This window comes from Stenotrophomonas sp. STK17_22, assembly GCF_051983905.1.
GTDB classification, from domain to species: Bacteria; Pseudomonadota; Gammaproteobacteria; order Xanthomonadales; family Xanthomonadaceae; genus Stenotrophomonas; species Stenotrophomonas maltophilia_A.
This window is the reverse complement of sequence record NZ_CP197010.1, coordinates 840,640-864,294: the sequence shown is the minus strand read 5'-3', so window position 1 is coordinate 864,294 and position 23,655 is coordinate 840,640. Positions and strand designations below refer to the sequence as shown.

The following is a 23,655-nucleotide window of genomic DNA, read 5'->3' as shown; positions in this document are numbered from 1 at the left end:
TGCGCGCGCCCATTCCGGAAATCTGAATGGGGGACAGGGCCCCTCCTCTGCGGGCCGGCTTCATTTCCGAGAATTCCTCATGCGTAGAAAGGCGATGGCGTGGTCGATCCAGCTGGCGTTGATGGGCGTGGCTGCTTCCGCGGCGGCCCAGGCACCGGCCTCCTCTTCGGTTCAACAACTGGATGCGGTGCAGGTCACCGGTTCGCGCATTCCGCGCGCCCAGGTGGAAGGCCCCGCCCCGATCACGGTGATCAGCGCCGAGCAGATCCGCTCCAGCGGCTTCACCAGCGTGCCCGACGTGCTGCGCTCGATGACCCAGAACGGCGGTGAGACGCAGAGCCAGCAGTCGTCCAGCGGCGCCGACTTCTCGCCGGGCGCCCAGCAGGTGGACCTGCGCGGGCTGGGCCCGAACCACACGCTGGTGCTGGTCAATGGCCGCCGCATCGCCGACTTCCCGATGCCGTTCAAGGGCCGCAGCAACTTCACCGACGTCTCCAACATCCCGCTGGGCATGATCGAGCGCATCGAAGTGCTGACCGGCAGTGCCTCGGCCATCTACGGTTCGGACGCGATCGCCGGCGTGGTCAACTTCATCCTGAAGAAGAAGGCCGACGGCACCACCGTCGACATGCGCATGGGCACCACCAGCGAAGGCGGTGGCGAGTCGTTCGACATGAGCCTGGCCAGTGGCTTCAGCCGTGGCAACTTCAACGCCGTGTACAGCGTTGAACTGCAGTCGCAGACCCCGCTGTGGGCGTACGAGCGCGATATCCAGGATTCGACCCAGGACGGCCCCACCGAGGGCTCACGCATCGCACGCCGCGCTTACCTGCGCACGGACTACAACGACGACTACCTGGATCCGGGCGCGGCCACCTGCGAAGCGCTGGCCGGGCAGAACCAGGGCAGCACCTACCGCGCCTACCGCCCGCGCTACGGTTACTACTGCGGCAGCGACAGTTCGATCGGCTACGGCACCATCCTCAGCAAGCGCCGCGGCGCCAATGGCTACGCCTCGCTGAGCTACGACTTCGACAACGGCCAGCAGTGGTTCGCCGATGTGCAGCTGGGCTACCACACGATGTCGCTGATGCGCGACGTCACCAAGTGGGGCCGCATGGACGCCAACGGCGATGAGTCGGGCTATTTCAACAACCAGGCCACCGGCGAGATCGAGTTCTGGCAGCGCCAGTTCTCGCCCGAGGAGATGGGTGGCCTGCGCAATGCAATGGTGCGCAGCACGCAGAAGACCTTCAGCGTGACCACCGGCTTCAAGGGCAACCTGGCCGGCAACTGGGACTACGAAGCGGCCCTGAGCCATTCGCAGTACCAGTCGCGGATCAGCTGGGCACAGATCATCGCCGCCAAAGCCAATGACCTGTTCCTGGGCCCACAGCTGGGCGTGGACGACGACGGCTTCCCGATCTACAACGCCGACCCGTCGCGCCTGTACCGGCCGCTGACCCGCGCCGAGTACGATTCGATCGCGGCGCGCACCACCTACACCCCGAAGTCGCGCACCGAGACGGCTGCGTTCACGCTGACCAATTCCGCGCTGTTCGGCCTGCCGGGCGGTGATGCCGGCTTCGCCGCGACCGTGGAAGTGGGCCAGCAGGCGTACTCGCTCAATCCCGATCCGCTGGCGACCCAGTACTACTACTACAGCTGGAAGGATTCGGACGGCAAGGGCTCGCGCAACCGCTGGGCGACCGCTGCGGAGCTGCGCATGCCGCTGCACGAGACGGTCAACCTGAGCGTGGCCGGCCGCTACGACCAGTACCGCTATTCCGGCCACACCATCGGCAAGGCGACCTGGAGCGGTGGCCTGGAATGGCGCCCGATCGACACCCTGCTGGTGCGTGGTTCGTACGGCACCGCGTTCCGTGCGCCGGACCTCCACTACGTGTTCGCCGGCCCGGGCAACGACGAGACCAGCGCAGTGGACCTGTACAGCTGCCGCGTCGACGATGCCGCCGACTGTTCCGACTACGAGCACAACCTGATCCGCAGCCGCACCGGCAACCGCCAGCTCGACCCGGAAACCAGCACCTCGTGGAGTGCCGGCTTCGTCTGGTCGCCGGCGATCGGCCTGGACCTGTCGGTGGACTGGTTCGACATCGACATGCGCAAGCAGGTGCAGGACATGGACGTGCGCACGATCCTGGCCAGCGAAGCGAACTGCCGCCTCGGCAGTGCCGACATCAACTCGCCGACCTGCGTGGACGCGCTCGACCGCATCACCCGCACCAGTGATGGCCGCCTGTACGGCGTGCGTGTCGCCCCGATCAACGTCGCCCGCGAATCGACCTCCGGCATCGACATTGGCCTGCGCTACCGCCTGCAGACCGGCATCGGCGACTTCATCCTCAACGGCACCCACACCTGGGTGAAGAAGCACGATTTCCAGCGCTACCCCGGTGATCCGATCCAGGACCAGTTCGCGGTCAACAGCAACTTCGACATCCCGCGTACCAAGACCAGCCTGAGCGTGACCTGGGAGAAGGACGCGTGGTCGGCCACGGTCTATGGTTCGCGCCTGGGCAAGCTGCCGACCTCGGACAGCTACGACCAGGTATTCAAGTGGGACAGCGGTGACAGCCCGTACATCAAGGCAACCTACCGCCACAACGCGTCGCTGCAGTACCGCTTCGACGACCACTCGCGCCTGTCGCTGTCGGTGGTCAACGTGTTCAACAAGATGCCGCCGAAGGACGCCACGTACACCGCGTATCCGTACTACGACGTGTCCTGGTTCGACAGCGTCGGCCGCACCATCAACCTGCAGTACACCCACAAGTTCGGTGGCAGCGCGCTGTAAGGCACGCCGCATTGCAGAACGTGGACGACAAGGCCCGCCATTGGCGGGCCTTGTTGTTCATGCACACCGCACCCGGTAGATGCCCACCTTGGTGGGCATTCGTTGCCGCGCACTCGCCCTGGGTTTTCCACACCGCACGTGGAAAGCGGTGGGGGTTTGGTGTGGACAAGTCCCTGCGAGCCACGCATTGCAATGGTTTCGAAGGGTGGCAATTTTTTGTCCAGACAGAATCCGGGTTTTCCACATGCGCCGTGGAAAGCGATGGGAACTAGGTGTGGACAAGTAAGTGGGAGTGTTGCCACGCAAGCGTTTCGAAGCATGGCGAAAATTTATCCACACTGCCCGGGCAATCCCTGTAGAACCGCCCCCATGCTCGGCTCCGGCTGGCATCAGCCGAGCATGGGCTCGGCCCTGCAGCGATACGCAGGGTTTTCCACACCGTGCGTGGAAAGCGGTGGGGGTTTGGTGTGGACAAGTACTTGCGAGCCCTGTGCCGCAGGCGCTTCAGAGCATGATCAATTTTTGTCCACGCATGCAACCGACGCCGGAAACGCGAACGCCCCGCACAAGGCGGGGCGTCCTGGGTCGATCCGATGCCGCTGGATCAGACGTTGAAGCGGAAGTGCAGCACGTCGCCTTCCTGCACGCGGTATTCCTTGCCCTCCAGGCGCAGGCGACCGGCTTCCTTGGCGCCGGCTTCGCCCTTGTACTTGATGAAGTCGTCATACGCGATGGTTTCGGCGCGGATGAAGCCCTTCTCGAAGTCGGTGTGGATGACCGCGGCGGCCTGCGGGGCGGTGGCGCCCTTGCGCACGGTCCACGCGCGGACTTCCTTCACGCCGGCGGTGAAGTAGGTCTGCAGGCCGAGCAGGCTGTAGGCCGCGTTGATCACGCGGTTCAGGCCCGGCTCGCTCAGGCCCAGGTCGGCCAGGAAGGTATCGCGGTCTTCGTCATCGAGCTGGGACAGCTCTTCTTCGATCGCGGCCGACACCGGCACCACCTGCGCGCCTTCGGCGGCGGCATGCGCACGCACGGCTTCCAGGTGCGGGTTGTTGTCGAAACCGTCTTCCAGCACGTTGGCGATGTACATCAACGGCTTCAGGGTCAGCAGGAACAGATCGCGCACCAGCGCCTTCTCTTCCTCGTCCAGGCCCGCCGAGCGACCGGCCTTGCCGTCGGACAGCGCAGCCTGCAGCTTGGCCAGCACCGGCTTGCGCGCCGCTGCGTCCTTGTCGCCGCCCTTGGCCGCACGCTCGGCACGGTTCAGCGCCTTCTCGACACTGTCCAGGTCAGCCAGCGCCAGCTCGGTGTCGATGGTTTCGATGTCCGAGATCGGATCGACCTTGCCGGCCACGTGCACGATGTCGCCGTGCTCGAAGCAGCGCACCACGTGGGTGATCGCGTCGACTTCGCGGATGTGCGCCAGGAACTTGTTGCCCAGGCCTTCACCGCTGGCAGCACCGGCCACCAGGCCGGCGATGTCGACGAACTCGACCGCAGTCGGGATGACCTTCTGCGGGTTGATGATGCCCGCCAGCTCGTTCAGGCGCGGGTCCGGCACCGGCACGATGCCGACGTTCGGTTCGATGGTGCAGAACGGGAAGTTCGCCGCGGCGATACCCGCCTTGGTCAGCGCATTGAACAGGGTCGACTTGCCGACGTTGGGCAGGCCGACGATGCCGCATTTGATACCCATGGGTGACAGCTCTCTGGGGTGAAAGTGATTGGTGAAACAGCGCGCGCGCTGCTTGGCCAATCCATCTCGGTGTCGATCATTGTGTGCCAACCAAGGTTGGCACCTACCGAAAGCGGGCTATTTCGGGGTATGAAGCCGCTTCATCGCTTCGCTGAAGTCGCCCTGCACTGCCAGCGGCAGCACGTCGATGGCATCGTCGATGGCGCGCGAAATCAGTACATCATCATCCTTGGAAGGGCGTCCCAGCACCCAACCCACCACGCGGTCCTTGTGGCCAGGATGGCCGATACCCACGCGCAGGCGATGGAACTTGCCGTGGCCGAGCAGGCGGATGGTGTCGCGCAGGCCGTTCTGGCCACCGTGGCCACCGTCGAACTTCAGCCGCGCCACGCCGGGCGCCAGGTCCAGTTCGTCGTGGGCCAGCAGGGTTTCTTCCGGCTCGATCTTCCAGAACCGCTGTGCGGCGGTGACCGACTTGCCGCTGAGGTTCATGAAGGTGGCGGGCTTGAGCAGCCACACCGTCTGCCCGGCGATCTCGACCTTGGCGGTCTCACCGAACAGCTTGCTGTCCACATTCCATCGTGCACCGGCTTTTTCCGCCAGGGCCTCAACGAAATGAAACCCGGCATTGTGCCGGGTCCGGGCGTGTTCCGATCCGGGGTTGCCCAGACCGACGATCAGTCGCAGTCCTGCCATGGTTCCTTCCAATACGGTGCCTGCCCGGAGGCAGGCACCGTAGCGGTATTACTCGGCGGCAGCCGCTTCTTCGTCAGCCGCGTCGGCCTTGCCGGCCTTGGCGGTGACGATGGCGTCGTCGTGGTCCTTGCCCAGCGCCAGGGCCGGGATTTCCACGCCCTTCGGCAGCTTGATGTCGGACAGGTACACCACGTCACCGGCCTTCAGCTCGCCCAGGTCGACTTCGATCGACTCCGGCAGGTCCTTCGGCAGGCAGGTGATGGTCACTTCCTTCAGTTCGTGGGTGACCACGACGTCGGCAGCCTTGCCGGCCGGCGAGGTGTCTTCGTTGACAAAGTGCAGCGGGACCGAAGCGGTCAGGGCTTCGTTCTCGTTCACGCGCTGGAAGTCCAAGTGCATGATCAGCTGCTTGTACGGGTGGCGCTGCATGTCACGCAGCAGGACCTTCTGCACCTGGCCATCCAGGTTCAGGTCCAGGATCGAGGCATAGAACCACTCGTTCTGCTGGGCCAGCCAGATTTCGTTGTGGTCCAGGCTGATGGCGACCGGCTCGGCGTTGCCGCCGTACACGATGGCCGGGATCACACCGGCGTGACGCAGGCGGCGGCTCGCACCCTTACGCTGCAGTTCACGCTTGGTGACCTTGATTTCATGGGTCTTCGACATTTTCGACTACTCAGGTTGTTGCCGCGCCCTGCGGCGTGGCGGTTGAAGATGCTTCCGCGACCAGAAGCATCCGGGTATGCCCCCGCCGTTGCCGGCAGGGGCGAAGAACTCAGTCGACGTACAGCGAGCTGACCGACTCGCCGAAGGCGATGCGGCGCATCGTTTCGGCCAGCATTTCCGCCACGCTCAGCTGGCGGATCTTGCTGCACACCCGCGCCGCGTCCTTCAGCGGGATGGTGTCGGTCACCACCAGCTCGTCGAGCTGGGAATTGGTGATGTTGTCCACCGCCGGGCCCGACAGCACCGCGTGGGTGCAGTAGGCGGCGACCTTGAGCGCACCGCGCGCCTTCAGGGCAGCAGCAGCGGCGCACAGGGTGCCGGCGGTGTCGACGATGTCATCGACCATCACGCAGGTCTTGCCTTCGACGTCACCGATGATGTTCATCACGGTGGAGACGTTGGCGCGCGGGCGGCGCTTGTCGATGATCGCCAGGTCGGCGTCATCCAGGCGCTTGGCCACCGCACGGGCGCGGACCACGCCGCCCACGTCCGGCGAGACAACAATCAGGTTCTCGGTGCCGTAGGCACGCCAGATGTCGGCCAGCAGCAGCGGGGACGCATACACGTTGTCCACCGGAATATCGAAGAAGCCCTGGATCTGGTCGGCGTGCAGGTCGACGGTCAGCACGCGATCAGCGCCAGCGGTGCTGAACATCTTCGCCGCCAGCTTGGCGGTGATCGGCACGCGCGAGGAACGCATGCGGCGATCCTGCCGCGAGTAACCGAAGTACGGCACCACGGCGGTCACGCTGGCCACCGATGCGCGCTTGAGCGCGTCGATCAGCACCAGCAGTTCCATCAGGTTTTCCGCGCTCGGCGCGCAGGTCGGCTGGATCACGAACACGTCCTGCTTGCGGACGTTCTCTTCGATCTCCACCTGCACTTCACCATCGGAGAAGTGCGAGACCAGCGCCTTGCCCGGGCGAACCCCCAGTTCCTTGCAGATGTTCTGCGCCAGACGTTTGTTGGCGTTGCCGGAAAAGACCAGCAGGTTCGGGGACTCTTGCATCATGATTGTCTCGGGCGGGGACGAGTGGCGGGGATCCGGAGTCGGCAAGGACCCCGATGGACCCTTGCTGCTGACAACACCGCGGTTGTTTCCACGTCCCGCGCGGGCGATGCGCTGGAAGGCGCGGACACAGCCGCTATTGGCAGGGGCGGTAGGATTCGAACCTACGAATGCCAGGATCAAAACCTGGTGCCTTGGGCCTCTTGGCGACGCCCCTGCATTGATAAATCAGTGTTGCTCGAGTGCATCCAGCAGTGGCGAACGCGCAACGCCCGCTGCCACCCTTGCCCGCAACTCCTTCGGCAACTTCGACCGTCCCTGCTCTGCGGCAGACTGCGATGCGAACTCGACGAAACAACCACTTCCCGAACCGGTCAGCCGCGCCGTGCCGATATCGCTCAACGCGGCGAACGCTGCCTCGACGGCAGGCTCACGGCGGCGCAGCACCGGTTCGAACGCGTTCCCGACCAGGGTTCCGGAAGCGAAGTCCTCTATTTTCGCCACTGGGCTGTCGCGCGTCAAATCCGGGTCTGCGAACAGGGCCGGGGTGGGAACATGAACGCCCGGTTCAACCACCACATACCAGGCCGGTTCCAGCGCGATCGGCTGCAGGCGCTCGCCCACCCCTTCGGCCCAGGCATTGCGCCCGCGCACGAACACCGGCACGTCCGCCCCCAGGCGCAGGCCCAGCGCGGCAAGCGCGTCCTCGTCCAGACCGGCCCGCCACAGGCGGTTCAGCACCACCAGCACGGTGGCGGCATCGGACGAACCGCCGCCGAAGCCACCACCGGCAGATACATGCTTTTCAACGACGATGTCAGCACCTTGCGCGACATTTGCCACTTCTTTGAGCAATCGCGCGGCACGCACCGCCAGATCATCGGCCTCGGCCACGCCAGCCAGCCCCTCGCCCTGCCGGCGCACCTGGCCGTCTTCACGCAGGCGCAGGCCGATGCGGTCGCCCCAGTCCAGCAGCCGGAACACGGTCTGCAGCTCGTGATAACCGTCGGCGCGGCGGCCGGTGATGTGCAGGAACAGGTTCAGCTTGGCCGGGGCCGGCCACCAGGACCAGCCCGCGTCGTCGACTGCCCCGCTCATGGCGCGCCCTGCCCCCACTGGTCCACCAGCAGGCGTACCTTGGCGTCGCCATTGCTGGCTTCGATCCGGCGCGGCAACGCCTGGTGCCCGGCCTCGGCCGGGTACCAGTCCAGGTACTGCACCTGCCAGCCCATCTGCTGCATGCGACGCGGCCGGCCTTCACCGTCGCGCTCGACCTTTTCCGGGCCAGCGGCGTCGCCGACCACCAGGCCACGGATCCACTCCGGCAGCTGGTTGACCGGAATGTCCCAGCCGGTCGCCTCCAGCAGCAGCTGCTGGGCGTCCTCGCCATCGCGCGGACCGCCGGCCAGCCCTTCCAGGCGGCCAGCTTCGGAATGGGTATCGCCGGTCAGCTTCCAGCTCTGCCGGGTCACCGGCGCGCTCAGCTCGACCACATAACGGCGCCCTTCCTGCTTCCAGTCGATGCGACCGCTGCCACCGTCCTTGCCCTTGCTGACCGCGACCCGGCCCTGGAAGGCCCAGTCCGGCTGTGCCTGCAGCGCGGCCACGCGTGCGGCCTCGGCCTGCGCCGCTTCGGCCGAAACGATCTCGACCACCGCCGGCGCCGGGATCTTCTGCGTGCCCACGCTGGTGCAGGCGCTGACCGCCAGGGTCGCGGCCGCCAACAGCAGCGGCCGGATCAGGGAAACACTCATGGATTGAATTTCTCGCGGGCGCGCAGCAGCGCGCGGTTTTCAGGGTCGAGCCTGGCCGCTTCCTCGAAGAAATGACGGGCCTCATCGTGCTTGCCCAGCACCCATAGCACTTCGCCAACGTGCGAAGCGATCTCCGGGTCCTTGGCCAGGGTCCAGGCCCGGCGCAGCTGCACCAGTGCCTCTTCCTTGCGGCCCAGGCGATACAGCACCCAGCCGTAGCTGTCGACGATGGCGGCGTTGTCCGGTTCGGCCACGCGGGCGCGGTCGATCAGCTCCAGTGCTTCCTGCAGGCGGCCGGTGCGATCGGCCAGGGTGTAACCCAGCGCGTTCAAAGCCGGCACGTTCTCCGGCTCGGTCACCAGGATCTTGCGCAGATCCGCCTCGGCGCGCGGGATGTCGTCGCGGCGTTCCCAGGTGAGCGCACGGGCGTACAGCAGGCCGTTGTCATCCGGGTAAGCGGCCAGGCCGCGGGCCAGCGCATCCAGTTCACCGGCGCTGTCGTCGGCGCGCTGGCGCAGTTCGGCTTCCAGCAGGTAGGCGTCGCGGCGCACATCGTCGTCGACCACAGCATCGGACTGGATCGCATGCACTTCTTCCAGCGCCAGCGGCAGGCGCCCGGCCAGGGCCTGGGCATTGGCTGCGCGCAGGCGCGCTTCGCTCAGCTCATCGCCACCGGGCACGCTGTGGTACCACTGCACCGCCTCGGGATAACGCTTCAGGTACTCGGCGATCTTGCCCAGCAGCAGGCGCTGCGCCGGGTCCGGCTTGGCCGCCTGCCGCGACAGTTCGTTGTAGAGATTGGAAAGCGCGGCCTTGTCGCCCTGCTTGGCCAGCAGCGAGGCGCGCATGCCCCAGGTCTGCACGTCCTGCGGGCCGAACGCCAGCACGCGCTCGGCGGCGGACGGCTGGCCGAGACTGTCATAGGCAATGGCCACCGCATTGCGCAGCTCCGGGTCCTGGCGGGTCTTCGGCTCCACATCGTGCAGCAGCGACAACGCCTTGCCGGTCTCGCCCGCCTGTTGCAGCTGGCTGGCACGCAGCAGCGCCACACGTGGCTCTTCCGGGAAGCGCTTGACCACTTCATCGATCATGCGCCGGGCCAGCTCGGGCTTTTCCATGCGCAGGGCAAGGCGGCCAAACTCCTGCCAGGCTTCGATCTTCGGCGGAATGGCATTGGCGTCGACCAGCTCACCCAGCACCTGCGCGGGCACCGCCGGATCACGGCCGCCACCGATCAGTGCGGCCAGGGCGAACTTCCAGCCGCGCTCGTCGGGGTCGGCCAGCAGGCCCTGCAGTTCGGTGCGGGCCGCCTTCACATCGCCCTGGCGCATGGCCAGTGCACCGGCCGCACTGCGCATGGTCAACGAACGCGGGGCGCGCTGCTGCCACAGGGCCAGGCCCTTGGCGGCGCTGGCATCATCGTTGGCGAGCATGGAAATGCGGGTCGCGCGCTCGGCCAGGCCGGCGTCGCCGTCGGTCTGCTGGGCCGCCTGCAGGTACCAGCGCGCGGCCTCGGCCAGCTTGCCGGCCTGCAGGGCGAACTCACCGGCCATCACCGGTTCCAGCGCCAGTTCCTCAGTGGCCGCAGCCCGCACGGGGGCCTTGGCCGGCACCGCCGCCAGGGCCTGGCTGCAGGCCAGGGACAGCAGCAGAACACTGGGGATGCGAATCAATGCGGGCATCGTCGGCATCGGGGCCTTAAAATGTCGTCCAATGGCCAGCAGCTTATCGCAAGCAACTGAACAATGACCCTGTGGGTGCTCGGACTGAATCACCAGACCGCACCGGTGGAGCTGCGCGAGCGCGCGGCCTTCGCCGGTGAGGCGTTGCCGCGCGCGCTCGGTTCGCTGCGCGATACTCCGCAGATCGCCGAGGCGGTGCTGCTGTCCACCTGCAACCGCACCGAGCTGTACGCCGTGGCCGATTCGGCACAGGCGCTGGACCAGTGGCTGCACACCCAGGCCGGCGACCTGCAGGGCTACCTGTACCAGCACGCTGACGCCGAGGCCGTGCGCCACCTGTTCCGGGTCGCCACCGGGCTGGACTCGATGGTGCTGGGTGAACCGCAGATCCTCGGCCAGGTGAAGGATGCCTGGTCGACCGCGCGCGACCATGGCCTGCTCGGCCAACGCCTGGACCGCCTGTTCCAGCAGACCTTCTCGGTGGCCAAGCGTGCGCGCACCGATACCCAGGTCGGCGCCAACCCGGTATCGGTGGCGTCGGCTGCGGTGCGCCTGGCGCAGAACGCGTTCGCGCGGCTGGACGATTCCACCGTACTGCTGGTCGGTGCCGGCGAGACCATCGAACTGGCTGCACGGCACCTGAGCGAAGGCAAGGTACGCCGGCTGCTGATCGCCAACCGCACCCTCGCCCACGCGCAGGAACTGGCCAGCCGACATGGTGGCGTGGCGCTGCCGCTGACCGAACTGGACCGCCACCTGGGTGAGGCCGACGTGGTGTTCTCGGCCACCGCTGCGCGCGAACCGGTGATCCATCGCGAAATGGTGGCCAAGGCCCTGCGCGCGCGCCGGCACAAGCCGATGCTGCTGTTCGACCTGGCCGTACCGCGCGACATCGAGGCCGAGGTCGGCACGCTCAACGACGCCTTCCTCTACACCGTGGACGATCTCGAACGCGCGGTGGAAGACAACCGCCGTGGTCGCCGCGAAGCGGCCGCCGAGGCCGAAGCGATCATCGACCTTCAGGTGTCGCGCTTCGTCGAGACCCAGCAGGCCAGTGCCCACCAGGCGCCGCTGCGACAGCTGCGCGCGTTCGGCGAAGCCACCCGTGCCGAGCTGCTGGAGCGCGCACGCCAGCAACTGGCCAACGGCAAGCCGGCCGACGAAGTGCTGGAGCTGCTTGCCCACGGCCTGACCAACCGCCTGCTGCATCCGCCGACCGCCGCCCTGCGTGCGGCCGCGCTGAGTGGCGATGCCGACCTGACCCGCGCCGCCGAGCGCCTGTTCCCGGCCACGCCGGGTTACCGCCACCCACCCGTGAGACCCGATGACGCCGACCCTGCGCCGTAAGCTGGAAGCGCTGGCCGAGCGCCGCGAAGAACTGGAACGCCTGCTCGCCGAACCCGATGTGGTCGCCGACAACACTCGTTTCCGCGACCTTTCGCGCGAATTCGCCCAACTTGAACCGATCGCCATCGCCCTGGCCGATGAAGCCCGTGCCAAGGCCGATCTGGCCGCCGCCGAAGGCATGCGCGCCGACCCGGACCTGCGCGAGCTGGCCGATGAGGAAATCGCTGCTGCACAGGCGCGCCTGCAGGAACTGGAGCAGGAGCTGGCGCTGCTGCTGGTGCCGCGCGACCCGCGTGACGAAGGCAACCTGTTCCTGGAAGTGCGCGCCGGTACCGGCGGCGACGAGGCCGCGATCTTTGCTGGCGACCTGTTCCGCATGTACGCCCGCTACGCCGAGCGCCAGGGCTGGAAGGTCGAGATCGAATCGGACAGCCCGGGCGAGCATGGCGGCTTCAAGGAAGTGGTGGCGCGCGTGGTCGGGCGTGGCGCGTTCTCGCGCCTGAAGTTCGAATCGGGCACGCACCGCGTGCAGCGCGTGCCGGCCACCGAATCGCAGGGCCGCATCCATACCTCGGCGGCCACCGTGGCGATCATTCCCGAGGCCGATGAGGTTGATGACATCGTCATCAACCCGGCCGACCTGAAGGTGGATACGTTTCGTTCGTCCGGTGCCGGCGGCCAGCACGTCAACAAGACCGAATCGGCCATCCGCATCACCCACGTGCCGACCGGCGTGGTGGTGGAATGCCAGACCGAGCGCAGCCAGCACGCCAACCGCGACAAGGCGATGAAGCGCCTGAAGGCACAGCTGCTCGATGCCGAGCGCCAGCGCCAGGACGCGGCGCAGGCCGAGTCGCGGCGCCTGCAGGTGGGCAGCGGTGACCGCAGCCAACGCATCCGCACCTACAACTTCCCGCAGGGCCGGATCACCGACCACCGCGTGGAAGGCCTGACCCTGTACGACCTGCCCAACGTGCTGGCCGGCGACCTCGACCCGCTGCTGCAGCGGCTCAGCCACGAGCACCAGGTCGACGCCCTGGCCCAGTTGTCGGCGGGCTGAGTCGCATGTCGGCCTGGCAGCAGCGGCAGCACCTGCAACAGGCGATTGCACGCCAGCCGGGCGACTTCGTCGCCTGGGTGATGCTGGCGGACCTGGAACTGGAAGCCGGCGACATAGCCGCCGGCGAGCAGGCCGCGCGCCGTGCACTGCAGCTGCGCCCGAACCACCCTGAAGCGCTGGCGCGGCTGGGCCGCGTGGCCTGGATGGCCGGCGCGCATGCCGATGCGGCGAAACTGCTCGGCCAGGCCTCGGCGTTGGCCCCGCAGCACCCGGGCATTGCCCTGTGGCTGGGCCATGCGCTGGAAGATGCCGATGATGCCGAAGGCGCGGCGGCAGCCTATCGCCGTGCGCATGCACTGATGCCGGGCGAACCCTATATCGCCGCCCAGCGCCTGGCCTGGCAGCGTCGCCTGTGCGACTGGCAGGACGTGGACGTGCTGGCGGCACAGGTACGTGGTGCACTTGCCTCTGGGCAGGGCGTGGTCGAACCGTTCGCGTTCCTCAGCGAAGATGCCAGCGCAGCCGAGCAGTTGGCCTGCGCGCGTGCCCGTGCATCCGCCGTTGCCGCTTCTGTGCGGCCGTTGCCGCCAGTGAAGGTGCGTTCCCAGGGCCCGCTGCGGGTCGGCTTCCTTTCCAATGGTTTCGGCGCCCATCCCACCGGATTGTTGACCGTGGCCCTGTTCGAGCAGTTGCGTCATGACCCGGCGTTGCAGCTGCACCTGTTCGCGTTGAACCACGATGACGGCAGCCGCATCCGCCAGCGCCTGCAGGTGGCCACGCAGCTGCATGATGTGGCCGCGCTGCGCCATGCAGACACTGCTGCACGCATCCGCGCACAGGGCATCGACCTGCTGTTCGACCTGCGCGGCTGGGGCGGCGGCGGTACGCCGGAAGTGCTGGCGATGCGCCCTGCCCCGCTGCAGTTGAACTGGCTGGCCTATCCCGGCACGTCCGGTGCGCCGTGGATGGATGCGGTGATCGGCGACAGCTTCGTTCTGCCGCCGTCACTGGAACCCCACTACAGCGAGCGCGTACTGCGCCTGCCGCGTGCGTTCCAGCCCTCGGACAACACCCGCTTGCTGGAACTGGCACCGTCCCGGGCCGAGTGCGGCCTGCCCGAACAGGGCGTGGTGTTCTGCTGCTTCAACAACAGCTACAAGCTCAATCCACGCAGCATGGGCCGCGCCTTCGCGGTGCTGCAGGCGGTGCCCGGCAGCGTGCTGTGGCTGCTGTCCGGTCCCGGCCAGGCCGACGCGCGCCTGCGCAGCGCCGCACAGGCCGCTGGCCTGGATCCGGCACGCCTGGTGTTCATGGCCAAGCTGCCACATCCGCAGTACCTGGCTCGCTATCCGCTGGCCGACCTGTTCCTCGACACGCATCCGTACAACGCGCACACCACCGCGTCCGACGCACTATGGGCCGGCTGCCCGGTGCTGACCTGCCCCGGCGACACCTTCGCCGCGCGCGTGGCCGGCAGCCTCAATCACCATCTGGGGCTGGCACGGATGAATGTCGCCGACGATGCGGCATTCATCGCCACCGCCAGCGCGCTGGGCAACGACCCGGCAGCACTGGCAGCGTTGCACGCCGAGCTGGCGCAGGCACGCGAGCGCAGTGGATTGTTCGACATGGCCAGCTTCGCCCGCGACCTGTCGGCGCTGCTGCAGCGACTGGCCGGCGAGCATGGCTGGCAGGGCCTCGACATCGCCTGAGCGATCCCTGCGCTACGCTCGGGCTCCCTCCCCGCGTGGTGTGATGATGGCCAAGCTCAAGCGCAAGGACTACGACGAACTGCTGCTGCCGCTGCAGCTGGAACTGACCGCGATGGCGCGCTGGGTGCAGCACAGCGGGCAACGCCTGCTGGTGCTGTTCGAAGGCCGTGATACCGCAGGCAAAGGCGGCGCGATCCAGGCCATCAGCCAGCACCTCAACCCGCGTCAATGCCGGGTGGTGGCACTGCCCAGGCCCACCGACCGCGAAGCCACCCAGTGGTATTTCCAGCGCTATGCCTCGCATCTTCCGGCCGCCGGCGAGATCGTGCTGATGGACCGCAGCTGGTACAACCGTGCCGGCGTGGAGCGGGTGATGGGCTACTGCAGCGAAACCGAGTACCAGCAGTTCCTGCATCAGGCGCCGGTATTCGAGCAACTGCTGGTGGACGACGGCATCCTGCTGTTCAAGTACTGGCTGTGCGTGGATCAGGAACAGCAGGAAAAACGCTTCGCCGAGCGCCACCTCGATCCGCTGAAGGGCTGGAAGCTCTCCCCGGTGGACCTGAAATCCCGCAGCAAGTACAGCGCCTACACCGAGGCCCGCGAGGCGATGCTGCGCGCGACGCATCGCGAGGCGGCGCCGTGGACGCTGGTGGATTTCAACGACCAGCGGTTGGGTCGGCTGACGCTGGTGCGCAACCTGCTGGACCGGTTGCCGGACACGCGGGTGGATGCACCGTTGCCGGAGCTGCCGAAGCTGAAGGGCAAGCTGCATCGCGAGCACTATGATGTGCTGAAGCCGATCGAGGACTTCCCGGTCGAGGATTAGGGTGGGTCGGCAGGGCCTGCGGCCCTGCACCTGCAGAGGCAACGACAACAGCCGGCTCTGGGAGTTTTGCTTGTTGGCTGGGGTGGTGTGGGTTGGCAGGACACGCCGTAAACCCATCCATGGGGGCTCGATGGCGCCATCCATGGCGCCAACGGTCCTGCCAACCCACACCGCCCCATTCCCGACGGATTTCCGGTGACGGAGGTAGATCCACGCCATGCGTGGATGAATCTCCATTGAAATCGATTATTTCGACAATTGAACGAAGAGCATCCACGCATGGCGTGGATCTACGTGTCGACCAAGGTCGACACCCACCAAGAGCAGGCCATGCATTCCGACAGATCGCGGAGAACTGTCGAAGGCGGGGTGGGTCCGGTGGCGGGGGCGTGAGCCGCATGGATGCGGCGACCGAGCTTACATGGACGTACTTGCAGCGCCCCCCGCCACCGGACCCACCCCGCCTACCCACAGGAAACCCCGCTTGGGCTGTTGCTTTTGCTGTTGCTGGGGTTGCCGGCCAGCGGCCGGCACTACCGCGGGTGCAGGGCCGCAGGCCCTGCCGCCCAACCCCATTACTTGGCAGCAGCGATCTGCTTTTCGATGTCGGCGGCCGTCACCGGGCCGAGGAAGGTGTGCGCCAGCTTGCCCTGCGGATCCAGCAGATGCGTCAACGGCAGGCCTCGCGGCGTGGCGAAGTCCGCCGGCGGATCGAACGGGTCCACGATCACGATCGGATAGGTCACCGGATGCTTGGTCAGGAACGACTGCATCTCCGGCACCTCAATATCCTCATAGGCCAGGCCAACCACCTCGATGTTGCTGCGCATCGCATGCAGCGCCGACAGCTCCGGCATCTCCTTGCGGCACGGGGCACACCAGGTCGCCCAGAAATTCACGATCACCCACTTGCCGCGGTGCGCCGCCAGGTCGTAGTCGCTGCCATCCACCGCCTTCATCCTCAGCGTGGGGAACTCGGCAGTGGTGCGCTCGGCCGGGGTCTCTTCGACCGGTGCCGGTGTGGTCGGCGTCGGAGCCTGTGCCGGCGGCTGGCTGCTGGCGGGGGTCGGCTCCTGCGCCGGCTTGCAGGCCGACAGCGCCAGCAGCAGGGCCAGCGGAAGCAGCAGCAACGGGGTCTTGCGGGTCATGGCATGTCTCCGGAATCGGTGTAGATATCGCTGACCTTGCGCTTGAGGCGTTCGCGCAGGGGCAGCCGCAGATCGTCCAGTGCCGCCAGCGCAGCACGGCCCAGTGTGTCGTCGCGGTATGGCAGATGCTGCTCGGCTACCGGAATGCGCAACTGGGTACATTCGTACAGATCGGCCAAGCTGACCTGGTCCAGGTCGCGCGAGAGCAGCCATTCGCCACGTTCATCGCGGCGCAGCAGGCCGATCTCCTGCAGGTTACAGGCCAGGTCCTGCAGCAGCGAATCGGTCAGCATCGGCTCCAGCCGCAGGATTTCATCATCGGCCAGGCCCTTGCCCTTGGCTCGGGCATGGTGGAAGCGGCCGAGCAGGCGCAGCAGGCCATAGAACTCGTAGCCCTGCGGCAGGCGCAGTTCCACCGGCTGGTAGCGGAAGGCGGCCATCGACGAGGACAGCGACGCGCCCAGCAGCACCGCCACCCAGCATAGGTAGATCCACAGCAGCAGGATCGGCACGAAGGCGACCGTGCCGTAGAGCTTCTGGTAGGACTGGAAGCTGCCCAGGTAGGCGCCGATGCCCCATTTCACCAGTTCCAGGATGACCGCCGCGAGAATCGCGCCGGGCACCGCGTGCCGCCATTTCACGGTGTGGTGCGGCACCACCCGGAACATCAGCGTGATGCAGACGAACTCGATCAGGATCGGCGCCAGCCGCAGCGCGAACTCGGCCAGCCAGCGGCCCTCCTGGGTGCCGAACAGTGGCATCGCGAACACCCGCGCCGACACCGCCAGCGAAGCGGCAGCGAGCATTGCGCCCAGGGTCAGCACGGTCCAGTAGACCAGGAAGCGGGTCAGCTTGGGCCGGGTCGAGCCGACCCGCCAGATCTGGTTGAAGGTCTCTTCAACGCTGTTGAGGGTGATCAGCAACGAGACCACCAGTGCGATGAAGCCGGCAGCCGTGAGCTGCCCGGCACTGGCCGAGAACTGCCGCAGGTAGCCTTCGGCCGCACGCGCGGCGTTGGGCACGAAGTTGGAGAAGACGTAATCGCTGAGCTGGTCGCTCCAGCGGTCGAAGACAGGGAAGGCCGAGAGCACGCCGAACACCACGATGGCCAGCGGCACCAGCGCGAACACCGTGGTGTACGCGAGCGCCGCCGCCGCCTGGAACAGGCGGTCGTCGAGGAAGCGATGCCACAGGAAGCGGCCGAAACTGATGGCCCGTGCGCGATCCCGCGCGCGCTCCATCCACAGGTTGAGCGTATCCAAAGGTTCCATCGGCGAAAGGGTACCCGATGCGGAATGCTCGCAGGATAGCCATACTGGTGGCCACACGACGAGGAGAAGCGGGCACGATGGGCGAGATTCTGGTGCTGTACTACAGCCGGGGCGGTTCAGTGGCACGGCTGGCGCGCCAGATCGCGCGGGGCATCGGCGAAGTGCCGGGCATGACCGCGCGCCTGCGCACAGTGCCGCCGGTGGCCGCCGTGACCCAGACCGCACAGCCGCCGGTCCCCGACGATGGTGCCCCCTACGTGAGCGTGCAGGACCTGGTCGAATGCCAGGGTCTGCTGCTCGGCAGCCCGACCCGCTTCGGCAACATGGCGGCGCCGGTCAAGCACTTCCTGGACGGGCTGGGCGCCGAATGGGTCAACGGCACCCTCTCCGGCAAGCCGGCCGCCGTGTTCACCTCCACCGCCTCGATGCATGGCGGCCAGGAATCGACCCTGCTGTCGATGCAGGTGCCGCTGCTGCACCATGGCTGCGTGATCGTCGGCATCCCGTTCACCGAGCCGGCGCTGAGCCACACCACCAGTGGCGGCACGCCGTATGGCGCCAGCCATGTGGCCGGTGCAGCCGACGACCCGCAGCCGACCGACGATGAAGCCGTGCTGGCGCGCGCGCTGGGCCGCCGGGTGGCCGACATCGCACAGCGGTTGGCCCGATGAGCGCGGCGCCGCGCACGGTCCTGCTGCTGGCCCTGATGGGGCTGGCCGCGCTGTTCGCCGGCTGGTTCATCAATGACAAACACTGGCTGGCCACCCAGCTGGTGTTCACCGCGCCGCCGCTGGCGTTGGCCGTTGCCCTGCGACTGGGCTGGCGCAAGGCCGGTTTCTGGGCCTCGGTGCTGGCCCTGGGCTGGTTCAGCCACGGGGTGATGAGTGCCTGGAGCCACCCGGAAACACGCTGGCTGGCGCTGATCGAGATCGCGCTGGCCCTGCTGGTGATCTTCAGCGCCAGCCTCCCCGGGCTGCGCGCCCGCTTCGGCAAGCGACGCTGACGCTGCGGCCGCCGGGCCGTATCATCTGTGTTCCTGGCCCCGCGCCGCTGTACCTGTCCTGGTTTCGCGCATGCACATGATGGAAGAGCTCCTGGTCGTCACCACCGGTGGCACGATCGACAAGATCTACTTCGACGACAAGTCGGACTACCAGATCGGCGACCCCCAGATCGGCATGATCCTGCGCGAGCTGGGCGTGACGTTCCGCTTCAACGTGATTCCGATCCTGCGCAAGGATTCGCTGCACATCAACGATGAGGACCGCGAACTGATCCGCGCCACCATCGCCGCACAGCCGACCCGCCACGTGCTGGTGACCCACGGCACCGATTCGATGGTGCAGACCGGCAAGGTGCTGGCGACGATCGCGGACAAGACCATCGTGATGACCGGCGCGCTGAGCCCGGCGCGTTTCCGCGGCTCGGATGCGGAGTTCAACATCGGCTGCGCGATCGGTGCGGTGCAGTCGCTGCCGAGCGGCGTGTACATCGCGATGAACGGGCGGATTTTCGACCCGCAGCACGTGCGCAAGAACGTCGCCGCGAACCGCTTCGAATCGGTCTGAGGAACAGCGTGCCGACCAAGGTCGGCACCTACCACGACGCGGCGGCTCGCATCACCGCGCGTCCCCATGCAAAAACGCCCCGGCCGGAGCCGGGGCGTGCCCATGGAGAGGGGCTTGGGCTCAGTACTGGGCGTTGAGAGTCAGGCCCGAGAAGGTGCTGTAGGCCTTCACCCGCACATACCACGTGCCGGCAGCCGGACTGTTGATGGTGCAGGTCTCGCTGTTGCCGCTCAGGTACGGGCGGCAGGTGTAGGCGGTATCGGTCGGGGCACTGCCCTGGCGCACGTACAGGTCGGCATCACCGCTGCCGCCACTGATCGCCACGCGCAGCTGGGTGCTGCCGGCCGGAACGTTCACGGTGTAACTCAGCGAAGCGCCGCTGGCAGCGCCCAGGCCGGTCACCGGAACGTTGTTCTGCAGCACGTTGCCACCCGGGTTCGGGCCGCCACCGTTGATCGCCGCAGCCACGGCCGCGTCGGCGTCGATGATGCCTGCGCCGCAGCCGCCCGAGCAGGCGCCCGGCAGCGGACGTGCGGTGCTCTTGATGATGCTCTCCACCTGCGCCGGGCTCAGCGGGCTCGGGGCTACGGACTGCATCAGCGCGACCACGCCGGCCACGTGCGGTGCTGCCATCGAGGTGCCGTTGTACGAAGCGTAGCTGGCGCTGCCCGGGGTGGTGGTGCCGCTGTTGAGGGTGGACAGGATGCCCTGGCCCGGTGCCGAGATATCGATGCCGTTGCCATAGTTGGAGAAGCTGGCACGTGCACCGGCCGAGGTGGTGGCCGCCACTGCGATCACGTTCGGGCAGTTGGCCGGCACCGACGAGGACACGTTGGTGTTGCTGTTGCCGGCGGCGACCACCACGGTGGTGCCACGCCCGACAGCGCCATTGATCGCGTTCTGGTAGGTGGTCGAGCAGCTGCCGCCGCCGCCCAGCGAGAGGTTGATGACCTCGGCCGGATTGGCATTGGCCGGCACGCCGCTGACGCTGCCGCCGGACGCCCACACGATCGCGTCGGCAATGTCGGAGGTGTAACCGCCGCACTTGCCGAGCACGCGCACCGGCACGACCTTGGCGTTGAACGCAGTACCTGCCACGCCGGTGCTGTTGTTGGTCACCGCCGCTACCGTGCCGGCCACGTGGGTACCGTGCCAGCTGGAGTTCGAACCCGGGTAGCCCGCCTGGCACTCGTTGTCGCCGTACCAGTCGCCCTCATCGTTCGGGTTGTTGTCGCGGCCGTTGCCGTCGCGCGCCATCGCCGCATCACTGATGAAGTCGTAGCCCGGCAGGATGTTGGCATTGAGGTCGGCGTGGTTGGTGATGCCGGTGTCGATCACCGCCACGACCACACCGGTGCCGGTGGCCTTGTCCCAGGCCGGCCGGATGTTGATGCCGGCATTGGAGGTGCCGAAGCCCCATTGCTCGCTGAAGCGGGTGTCGTTCGGGGTCAGGGTGGCACGCATGATCTGGTCGACTTCAACGTATTCCACGTTCGGGTCGGCGGCCAGCTTGCGCATCAGCTGCTCGGATTCGGCCTGGTCGAGCGGACGATCGGTCTTGACCAGGGTCGGGCCGACGGCCAGCTTGCGGACCTGCTGCAGGCCCAGCGCGCGGCCCTGGCTGCTGGCCAGGCCGGCGGCGGCACTCTTCAGCGAAGAGGCCAGTGCGGTGGTGTTGGCCACCGGCGCGCTGCCGTCGCGGTACTTCACGATGAAACGCTGGTGGGTCTGTGCGGACTGCAGGCCGCTGAGCTGGACATCACCGGCCAGCGCAGGCGTGGCCAGCAGCAGCGATGACAGAACGGACGCACCAAGGACCACCCACACTCGACGCACACGCGGTTGCGTTACCTGGGACATCGTATTTCCCTTTCTTGTGGTGTGAATGCCGGAATCGGCAGAAGCACCGGCCCGAACCCTGGGCTGGCTTGCGTTGGCGAGGTTCGAAGTCCGGCGAGCCAGCGGATCCCCCTAACGATCCGCCGTGCAGATGACGCTAATGACCAAAACCGGACACCACAAGATTTTCAGCGTCTTTTCAGCAAGATGAAATGTTCGTTCTGAGACTTTTCGGGTCGAGGGTTTGTGAAGGTGAAGGAACTTTCTCCTGCCCTGCACGCACCTGACTGGGTCATCACGTGTCCTGCGATGACTTTGCCGACATCGGCGTCCACTGCTGACACCAACGACGGCGCAGCGTGCCCGCGGCGTGCCTGCCCATCGCGTCGGACGCGCTGACTACTTTGCCTGCGGGAGGCGCGCCGGCCGGATCCGCTGACCTTTGACCGGCTCGCCGCGTGCAACTGGCTGGTCATCGGCCACATAACCGGAGAACTGTGCCGGGAGCGCTTCGCCGACACCGAACACGGGCCCGGCCTGCAGCTGGTAGTGCAGGTGCGGCTCGGAGGAGTTGCCGCTGTTGCCACAGTCACCGAGGTGCGCGCCGCTGCGGACAGCCTGTCCCTGCGCCACACGCACACTGCCCTGGCGCAGGTGCGCCAGCACCGAGTATTCCTCGTTGCCGTGGTCGAGGATGACGCGGTTGCCGGTGAGCTGGGCGGCATTCATCTGGCCCGGCACGTTGTCGGCGACACCCTCGATCACCTCCACCACCGTGCCGTCGGCGGGCGCGAGGATCGGGCGACCGAAGCAGTAGTAATCATCGTTGCGCAGGCCATCGCCACGGTGCGACCGGCCATCGCGGACCACCAGCAGATCCAGCGCGAAGCGCTGGCCGGCATGGGCCGCATGGTAGTTCTGTTCGACGGTACGCCCGCCCCAGAACACGAAGTACTCATCGTCGAACGGCAGTTGCAGCCGTGTGCGGGTCTGGTAGTCGAGGAACCCGCTCGCTGCGGCCTGCGGCGGCGTGGTCTGTAGCGGGCGGATGTAGAAGCCGCCAATCCGCCCGTCGGCATCGATGGCCCACAGCACCTGGATCAGGTCCGGGCTCCTGGCGAAGCGCGCCTGCCGCAGATAGGTGTCGAATCCATCAACCTTCTCGACCTTCTCACTGACCAGCTCGGTTTCTGCGCCCCAGCCCGCCAGCACCTGCTCGCGCAGCGCCACCAGGTTCTGCGGGGACTGCAGCCCCGCCTGCATCTGCGGCGTCATCCGTTCCCACAGTGCGTCGATGTGCCCTTCGTAGAACTGCGTGGTCAGCGCAGCTCCCTGTTGGCGCGGATCTGCAGCCGCAGCCGCGCCGATGAGGGCAGAGAAGGAAACAACCAGAACTGCAAACAGGCGCGGGAGCAATGTCATGTCAGGCGTCCTTTCGATCCGGATCGGGAATGCCGGCAACGATCGCCGCCAGCTGTGTGCGGTACTCGGCCAGGGCAGTGCGGCCCATCGGCGTCAACTGCAGGGTGGTCAGCGGGCGCTTGCCGCGGAACGACTTGTCGATGGCGACCAGTCCAGCAGCCTCCAGCTTGCTCAGATGGCTGGACAGGTTGCCCTTGCTCAACCCGCTGAGATGTTCGACAAAACCGAACTCGGCGGATTCGGCACCTGCCAGGATCGACAGGATCAGCAGGCGTGCCGGCTCGTGGATCAAGCGGTCGAGCTGGAGCAGCGCTCTGGAGTCAGGCAGCTGGGTCATTCGGCGTTCGTCCGCGCCGCCATGAACGCGCGCATCTCTACCTGCAGCCGGTGGAAGCGCTGGTGGTCACGCCAGCCGACCACGATCAGTGCGATGGATGCCAGCGGGAACACCGCCGTGCTCGGGCCGAAGCCATACGTTTGCCCGGTGAAGGCCAGCGCGGCCTGGCACAACAGGAACACGCCCACGATGAACTCCAGCGGTGTACGCAGCCAGCGCCACACCACCCAGGGCAGCAGCGCTACCACGGCCAGGTAACCGATGGCGCGCAGGTCCCAGGGCAGCTCGCCCATCGGCGCCAGCCGGGTCAGCACGCTGCCGATCACCAGCACGCTTACCAGCGCGGTGAAGGCAATGAAGAAGCGCTGGAAATTGCGCTCGACCGGCGTGACCTGCTCCTCGACCTGTCCCAGCCGCTGGTAGTAACGGCGTGCCAGCCATTGCTTGCCGACGATCCACAGCACCGGCACGGCAATCAGCACGATGCGCAGCGCCAGGGTGGTCGGCAGCAGCGCGCCGGCAAGGAACGAGGCCAGGCAGGCAATGCCGCCTGCCATCGCCGACAGGCCCCCGGCACTTCGCGAGTACCGCGAATATTCACGGGTCAGCGCCTGCAGGCGCGAGGAAGGATCAATGACGGACGGCTGCTGCATGACACGCTCCATCGGGGTCGCTTGAATTTAGTTTGCAGTGCAAACCTATTTGCGTCAATCGCCCGTCTGCTGCCGTCGACGGGCGGGC

At 67.0% G+C, this 23,655-nt stretch carries 21 protein-coding genes and 1 tRNA gene; 8 read left to right on the top strand and 14 right to left on the bottom strand.

Annotated elements, in window-relative coordinates; genetic code table 11:
• Positions 1–79 precede the first annotated feature (79 nt).
• The gene (locus tag ACSYS9_RS03865) at positions 80–2,818 is read left to right on the top strand and encodes a TonB-dependent receptor plug domain-containing protein (RefSeq protein WP_071229185.1); all 2,739 of its coding nucleotides are present in this window, start codon (positions 80–82) and stop codon (positions 2,816–2,818) included.
• Between the two features lie 604 nt (positions 2,819–3,422).
• Here ACSYS9_RS03865 and ychF read toward each other — a convergent pair.
• The 8 genes from ychF to ACSYS9_RS03825 form a co-directional block, all read right to left on the bottom strand.
• Positions 3,423–4,514 (bottom strand): redox-regulated ATPase YchF, encoded by a 1,092-nt coding sequence (gene ychF, locus ACSYS9_RS03860; protein WP_071229186.1) that lies wholly within the window; start codon positions 4,512–4,514, stop codon positions 3,423–3,425.
• A gap of 117 nt (positions 4,515–4,631) precedes the next feature.
• On the bottom strand, positions 4,632–5,210 hold the full coding sequence (gene pth, locus ACSYS9_RS03855; protein ID WP_014036086.1) for an aminoacyl-tRNA hydrolase: 579 nt from the start codon (positions 5,208–5,210) through the stop codon (positions 4,632–4,634).
• A 48-nt stretch (positions 5,211–5,258) separates the two neighbouring features.
• Positions 5,259–5,876 (bottom strand): 50S ribosomal protein L25/general stress protein Ctc, encoded by a 618-nt coding sequence (locus ACSYS9_RS03850; RefSeq protein WP_005415401.1) that lies wholly within the window; start codon positions 5,874–5,876, stop codon positions 5,259–5,261.
• Between the two features lie 109 nt (positions 5,877–5,985).
• Positions 5,986–6,945: a ribose-phosphate diphosphokinase gene (locus ACSYS9_RS03845; RefSeq protein WP_005415400.1), complete on the bottom strand. Its 960-nt coding sequence runs from the start codon at positions 6,943–6,945 to the stop codon at positions 5,986–5,988.
• Between the two features lie 140 nt (positions 6,946–7,085).
• A tRNA-Gln gene (locus ACSYS9_RS03840) sits at positions 7,086–7,162 on the bottom strand.
• An 11-nt stretch (positions 7,163–7,173) separates the two neighbouring features.
• A complete protein-coding gene (gene ispE / locus ACSYS9_RS03835; RefSeq protein WP_049462699.1) occupies positions 7,174–8,043 on the bottom strand; it encodes a 4-(cytidine 5'-diphospho)-2-C-methyl-D-erythritol kinase in 870 nt (289 codons plus the stop codon).
• Positions 8,040–8,699: a lipoprotein insertase outer membrane protein LolB gene (gene lolB, locus ACSYS9_RS03830; protein ID WP_049462698.1), complete on the bottom strand. Its 660-nt coding sequence runs from the start codon at positions 8,697–8,699 to the stop codon at positions 8,040–8,042. Before lolB ends, ispE begins: the two co-directional genes overlap by 4 nt.
• On the bottom strand, positions 8,696–10,381 hold the full coding sequence (locus tag ACSYS9_RS03825) for a tetratricopeptide repeat protein (RefSeq protein ID WP_177179528.1): 1,686 nt from the start codon (positions 10,379–10,381) through the stop codon (positions 8,696–8,698). The genes lolB and ACSYS9_RS03825 overlap by 4 nt, the downstream gene beginning before the upstream one ends.
• A gap of 63 nt (positions 10,382–10,444) precedes the next feature.
• Between ACSYS9_RS03825 and hemA the strand changes: the two genes are divergently transcribed.
• From hemA to ppk2, 4 genes are read left to right on the top strand one after another with little or no spacing between them, the layout of a single operon-like run.
• Complete coding sequence (gene hemA / locus ACSYS9_RS03820; protein WP_010481752.1) at positions 10,445–11,728, top strand: glutamyl-tRNA reductase; 1,284 nt, start codon at positions 10,445–10,447, stop codon at positions 11,726–11,728.
• Positions 11,706–12,788 carry a peptide chain release factor 1 gene (gene prfA / locus ACSYS9_RS03815; protein ID WP_049462696.1) on the top strand — a complete coding sequence of 361 codons (1,083 nt, stop codon included), beginning with the start codon at positions 11,706–11,708 and terminating at the stop codon, positions 12,786–12,788. The genes hemA and prfA overlap by 23 nt, the downstream gene beginning before the upstream one ends.
• Before the next feature lie 5 nt (positions 12,789–12,793).
• A complete protein-coding gene (locus ACSYS9_RS03810; RefSeq protein WP_049462695.1) occupies positions 12,794–14,500 on the top strand; it encodes an O-linked N-acetylglucosamine transferase, SPINDLY family protein in 1,707 nt (568 codons plus the stop codon).
• 46 nt (positions 14,501–14,546) lie between these two features.
• On the top strand, positions 14,547–15,329 hold the full coding sequence (ppk2, locus tag ACSYS9_RS03805) for a polyphosphate kinase 2 (RefSeq protein ID WP_049462703.1): 783 nt from the start codon (positions 14,547–14,549) through the stop codon (positions 15,327–15,329).
• 575 nt (positions 15,330–15,904) lie between these two features.
• Here ppk2 and ACSYS9_RS03800 read toward each other — a convergent pair.
• A complete protein-coding gene (locus ACSYS9_RS03800) occupies positions 15,905–16,477 on the bottom strand; it encodes a TlpA family protein disulfide reductase (RefSeq protein ID WP_049463525.1) in 573 nt (190 codons plus the stop codon).
• Complete coding sequence (locus tag ACSYS9_RS03795; protein ID WP_032130426.1) at positions 16,474–17,748, bottom strand: YihY family inner membrane protein; 1,275 nt, start codon at positions 17,746–17,748, stop codon at positions 16,474–16,476. The genes ACSYS9_RS03800 and ACSYS9_RS03795 overlap by 4 nt, the downstream gene beginning before the upstream one ends.
• Before the next feature lie 77 nt (positions 17,749–17,825).
• Here ACSYS9_RS03795 and wrbA point away from each other — a divergent pair, with 77 nt between their 5' ends.
• The 3 genes from wrbA to ACSYS9_RS03780 all read left to right on the top strand — a co-directional run bounded on the left by wrbA (position 17,826) and on the right by ACSYS9_RS03780 (position 19,316).
• A complete protein-coding gene (gene wrbA / locus ACSYS9_RS03790) occupies positions 17,826–18,419 on the top strand; it encodes an NAD(P)H:quinone oxidoreductase (protein WP_049463524.1) in 594 nt (197 codons plus the stop codon).
• Complete coding sequence (locus tag ACSYS9_RS03785) at positions 18,416–18,751, top strand: DUF2069 domain-containing protein (protein WP_032130425.1); 336 nt, start codon at positions 18,416–18,418, stop codon at positions 18,749–18,751. Before wrbA ends, ACSYS9_RS03785 begins: the two co-directional genes overlap by 4 nt.
• Before the next feature lie 79 nt (positions 18,752–18,830).
• Entirely contained in the window at positions 18,831–19,316 is a 486-nt protein-coding gene (locus tag ACSYS9_RS03780; protein ID WP_049463528.1) for an asparaginase domain-containing protein, read from the top strand.
• Positions 19,317–19,436: 120 nt separating this feature from the next.
• On the opposite strand, the gene ACSYS9_RS03775 is transcribed toward ACSYS9_RS03780, so the two are convergent.
• The 4 genes from ACSYS9_RS03775 to ACSYS9_RS03760 all read right to left on the bottom strand — a co-directional run bounded on the left by ACSYS9_RS03775 (position 19,437) and on the right by ACSYS9_RS03760 (position 23,567).
• The gene (locus ACSYS9_RS03775) at positions 19,437–21,176 is read right to left on the bottom strand and encodes a S8 family peptidase (protein WP_004144921.1); all 1,740 of its coding nucleotides are present in this window, start codon (positions 21,174–21,176) and stop codon (positions 19,437–19,439) included.
• Positions 21,177–21,554: 378 nt separating this feature from the next.
• Entirely contained in the window at positions 21,555–22,577 is a 1,023-nt protein-coding gene (locus ACSYS9_RS03770; protein WP_049463523.1) for a M23 family metallopeptidase, read from the bottom strand.
• Position 22,578: 1 nt separating this feature from the next.
• The gene (locus tag ACSYS9_RS03765) at positions 22,579–22,914 is read right to left on the bottom strand and encodes a transcriptional regulator (protein ID WP_012510131.1); all 336 of its coding nucleotides are present in this window, start codon (positions 22,912–22,914) and stop codon (positions 22,579–22,581) included.
• On the bottom strand, positions 22,911–23,567 hold the full coding sequence (locus tag ACSYS9_RS03760; RefSeq protein ID WP_049463522.1) for a hypothetical protein: 657 nt from the start codon (positions 23,565–23,567) through the stop codon (positions 22,911–22,913). The genes ACSYS9_RS03765 and ACSYS9_RS03760 overlap by 4 nt, the downstream gene beginning before the upstream one ends.
• Positions 23,568–23,655 lie beyond the last annotated feature (88 nt).

What these genes read in the sequence shown, in the direction of transcription:
- ACSYS9_RS03865 (WP_071229185.1), top strand. Translation starts at nt 80, where the DNA reads ATGCGTAGAAAGGCGATGGCGTGGTCGATCCAGCTGGCGTTGATGGGC.
- ychF (WP_071229186.1), bottom strand. Translation starts at nt 4,514, where the DNA reads ATGGGTATCAAATGCGGCATCGTCGGCCTGCCCAACGTCGGCAAGTCG.
- pth (WP_014036086.1), bottom strand. Translation starts at nt 5,210, where the DNA reads ATGGCAGGACTGCGACTGATCGTCGGTCTGGGCAACCCCGGATCGGAA.
- ACSYS9_RS03850 (WP_005415401.1), bottom strand. Translation starts at nt 5,876, where the DNA reads ATGTCGAAGACCCATGAAATCAAGGTCACCAAGCGTGAACTGCAGCGT.
- ACSYS9_RS03845 (WP_005415400.1), bottom strand. Translation starts at nt 6,945, where the DNA reads ATGCAAGAGTCCCCGAACCTGCTGGTCTTTTCCGGCAACGCCAACAAA.
- ispE (WP_049462699.1), bottom strand. Translation starts at nt 8,043, where the DNA reads ATGAGCGGGGCAGTCGACGACGCGGGCTGGTCCTGGTGGCCGGCCCCG.
- lolB (WP_049462698.1), bottom strand. Translation starts at nt 8,699, where the DNA reads ATGAGTGTTTCCCTGATCCGGCCGCTGCTGTTGGCGGCCGCGACCCTG.
- ACSYS9_RS03825 (WP_177179528.1), bottom strand. Translation starts at nt 10,381, where the DNA reads ATGCCCGCATTGATTCGCATCCCCAGTGTTCTGCTGCTGTCCCTGGCC.
- hemA (WP_010481752.1), top strand. Translation starts at nt 10,445, where the DNA reads ATGACCCTGTGGGTGCTCGGACTGAATCACCAGACCGCACCGGTGGAG.
- prfA (WP_049462696.1), top strand. Translation starts at nt 11,706, where the DNA reads ATGACGCCGACCCTGCGCCGTAAGCTGGAAGCGCTGGCCGAGCGCCGC.
- ACSYS9_RS03810 (WP_049462695.1), top strand. Translation starts at nt 12,794, where the DNA reads ATGTCGGCCTGGCAGCAGCGGCAGCACCTGCAACAGGCGATTGCACGC.
- ppk2 (WP_049462703.1), top strand. Translation starts at nt 14,547, where the DNA reads ATGGCCAAGCTCAAGCGCAAGGACTACGACGAACTGCTGCTGCCGCTG.
- ACSYS9_RS03800 (WP_049463525.1), bottom strand. Translation starts at nt 16,477, where the DNA reads ATGACCCGCAAGACCCCGTTGCTGCTGCTTCCGCTGGCCCTGCTGCTG.
- ACSYS9_RS03795 (WP_032130426.1), bottom strand. Translation starts at nt 17,748, where the DNA reads ATGGAACCTTTGGATACGCTCAACCTGTGGATGGAGCGCGCGCGGGAT.
- wrbA (WP_049463524.1), top strand. Translation starts at nt 17,826, where the DNA reads ATGGGCGAGATTCTGGTGCTGTACTACAGCCGGGGCGGTTCAGTGGCA.
- ACSYS9_RS03785 (WP_032130425.1), top strand. Translation starts at nt 18,416, where the DNA reads ATGAGCGCGGCGCCGCGCACGGTCCTGCTGCTGGCCCTGATGGGGCTG.
- ACSYS9_RS03780 (WP_049463528.1), top strand. Translation starts at nt 18,831, where the DNA reads ATGGAAGAGCTCCTGGTCGTCACCACCGGTGGCACGATCGACAAGATC.
- ACSYS9_RS03775 (WP_004144921.1), bottom strand. Translation starts at nt 21,176, where the DNA reads ATGTCCCAGGTAACGCAACCGCGTGTGCGTCGAGTGTGGGTGGTCCTT.
- ACSYS9_RS03770 (WP_049463523.1), bottom strand. Translation starts at nt 22,577, where the DNA reads ATGACATTGCTCCCGCGCCTGTTTGCAGTTCTGGTTGTTTCCTTCTCT.
- ACSYS9_RS03765 (WP_012510131.1), bottom strand. Translation starts at nt 22,914, where the DNA reads ATGACCCAGCTGCCTGACTCCAGAGCGCTGCTCCAGCTCGACCGCTTG.
- ACSYS9_RS03760 (WP_049463522.1), bottom strand. Translation starts at nt 23,567, where the DNA reads ATGCAGCAGCCGTCCGTCATTGATCCTTCCTCGCGCCTGCAGGCGCTG.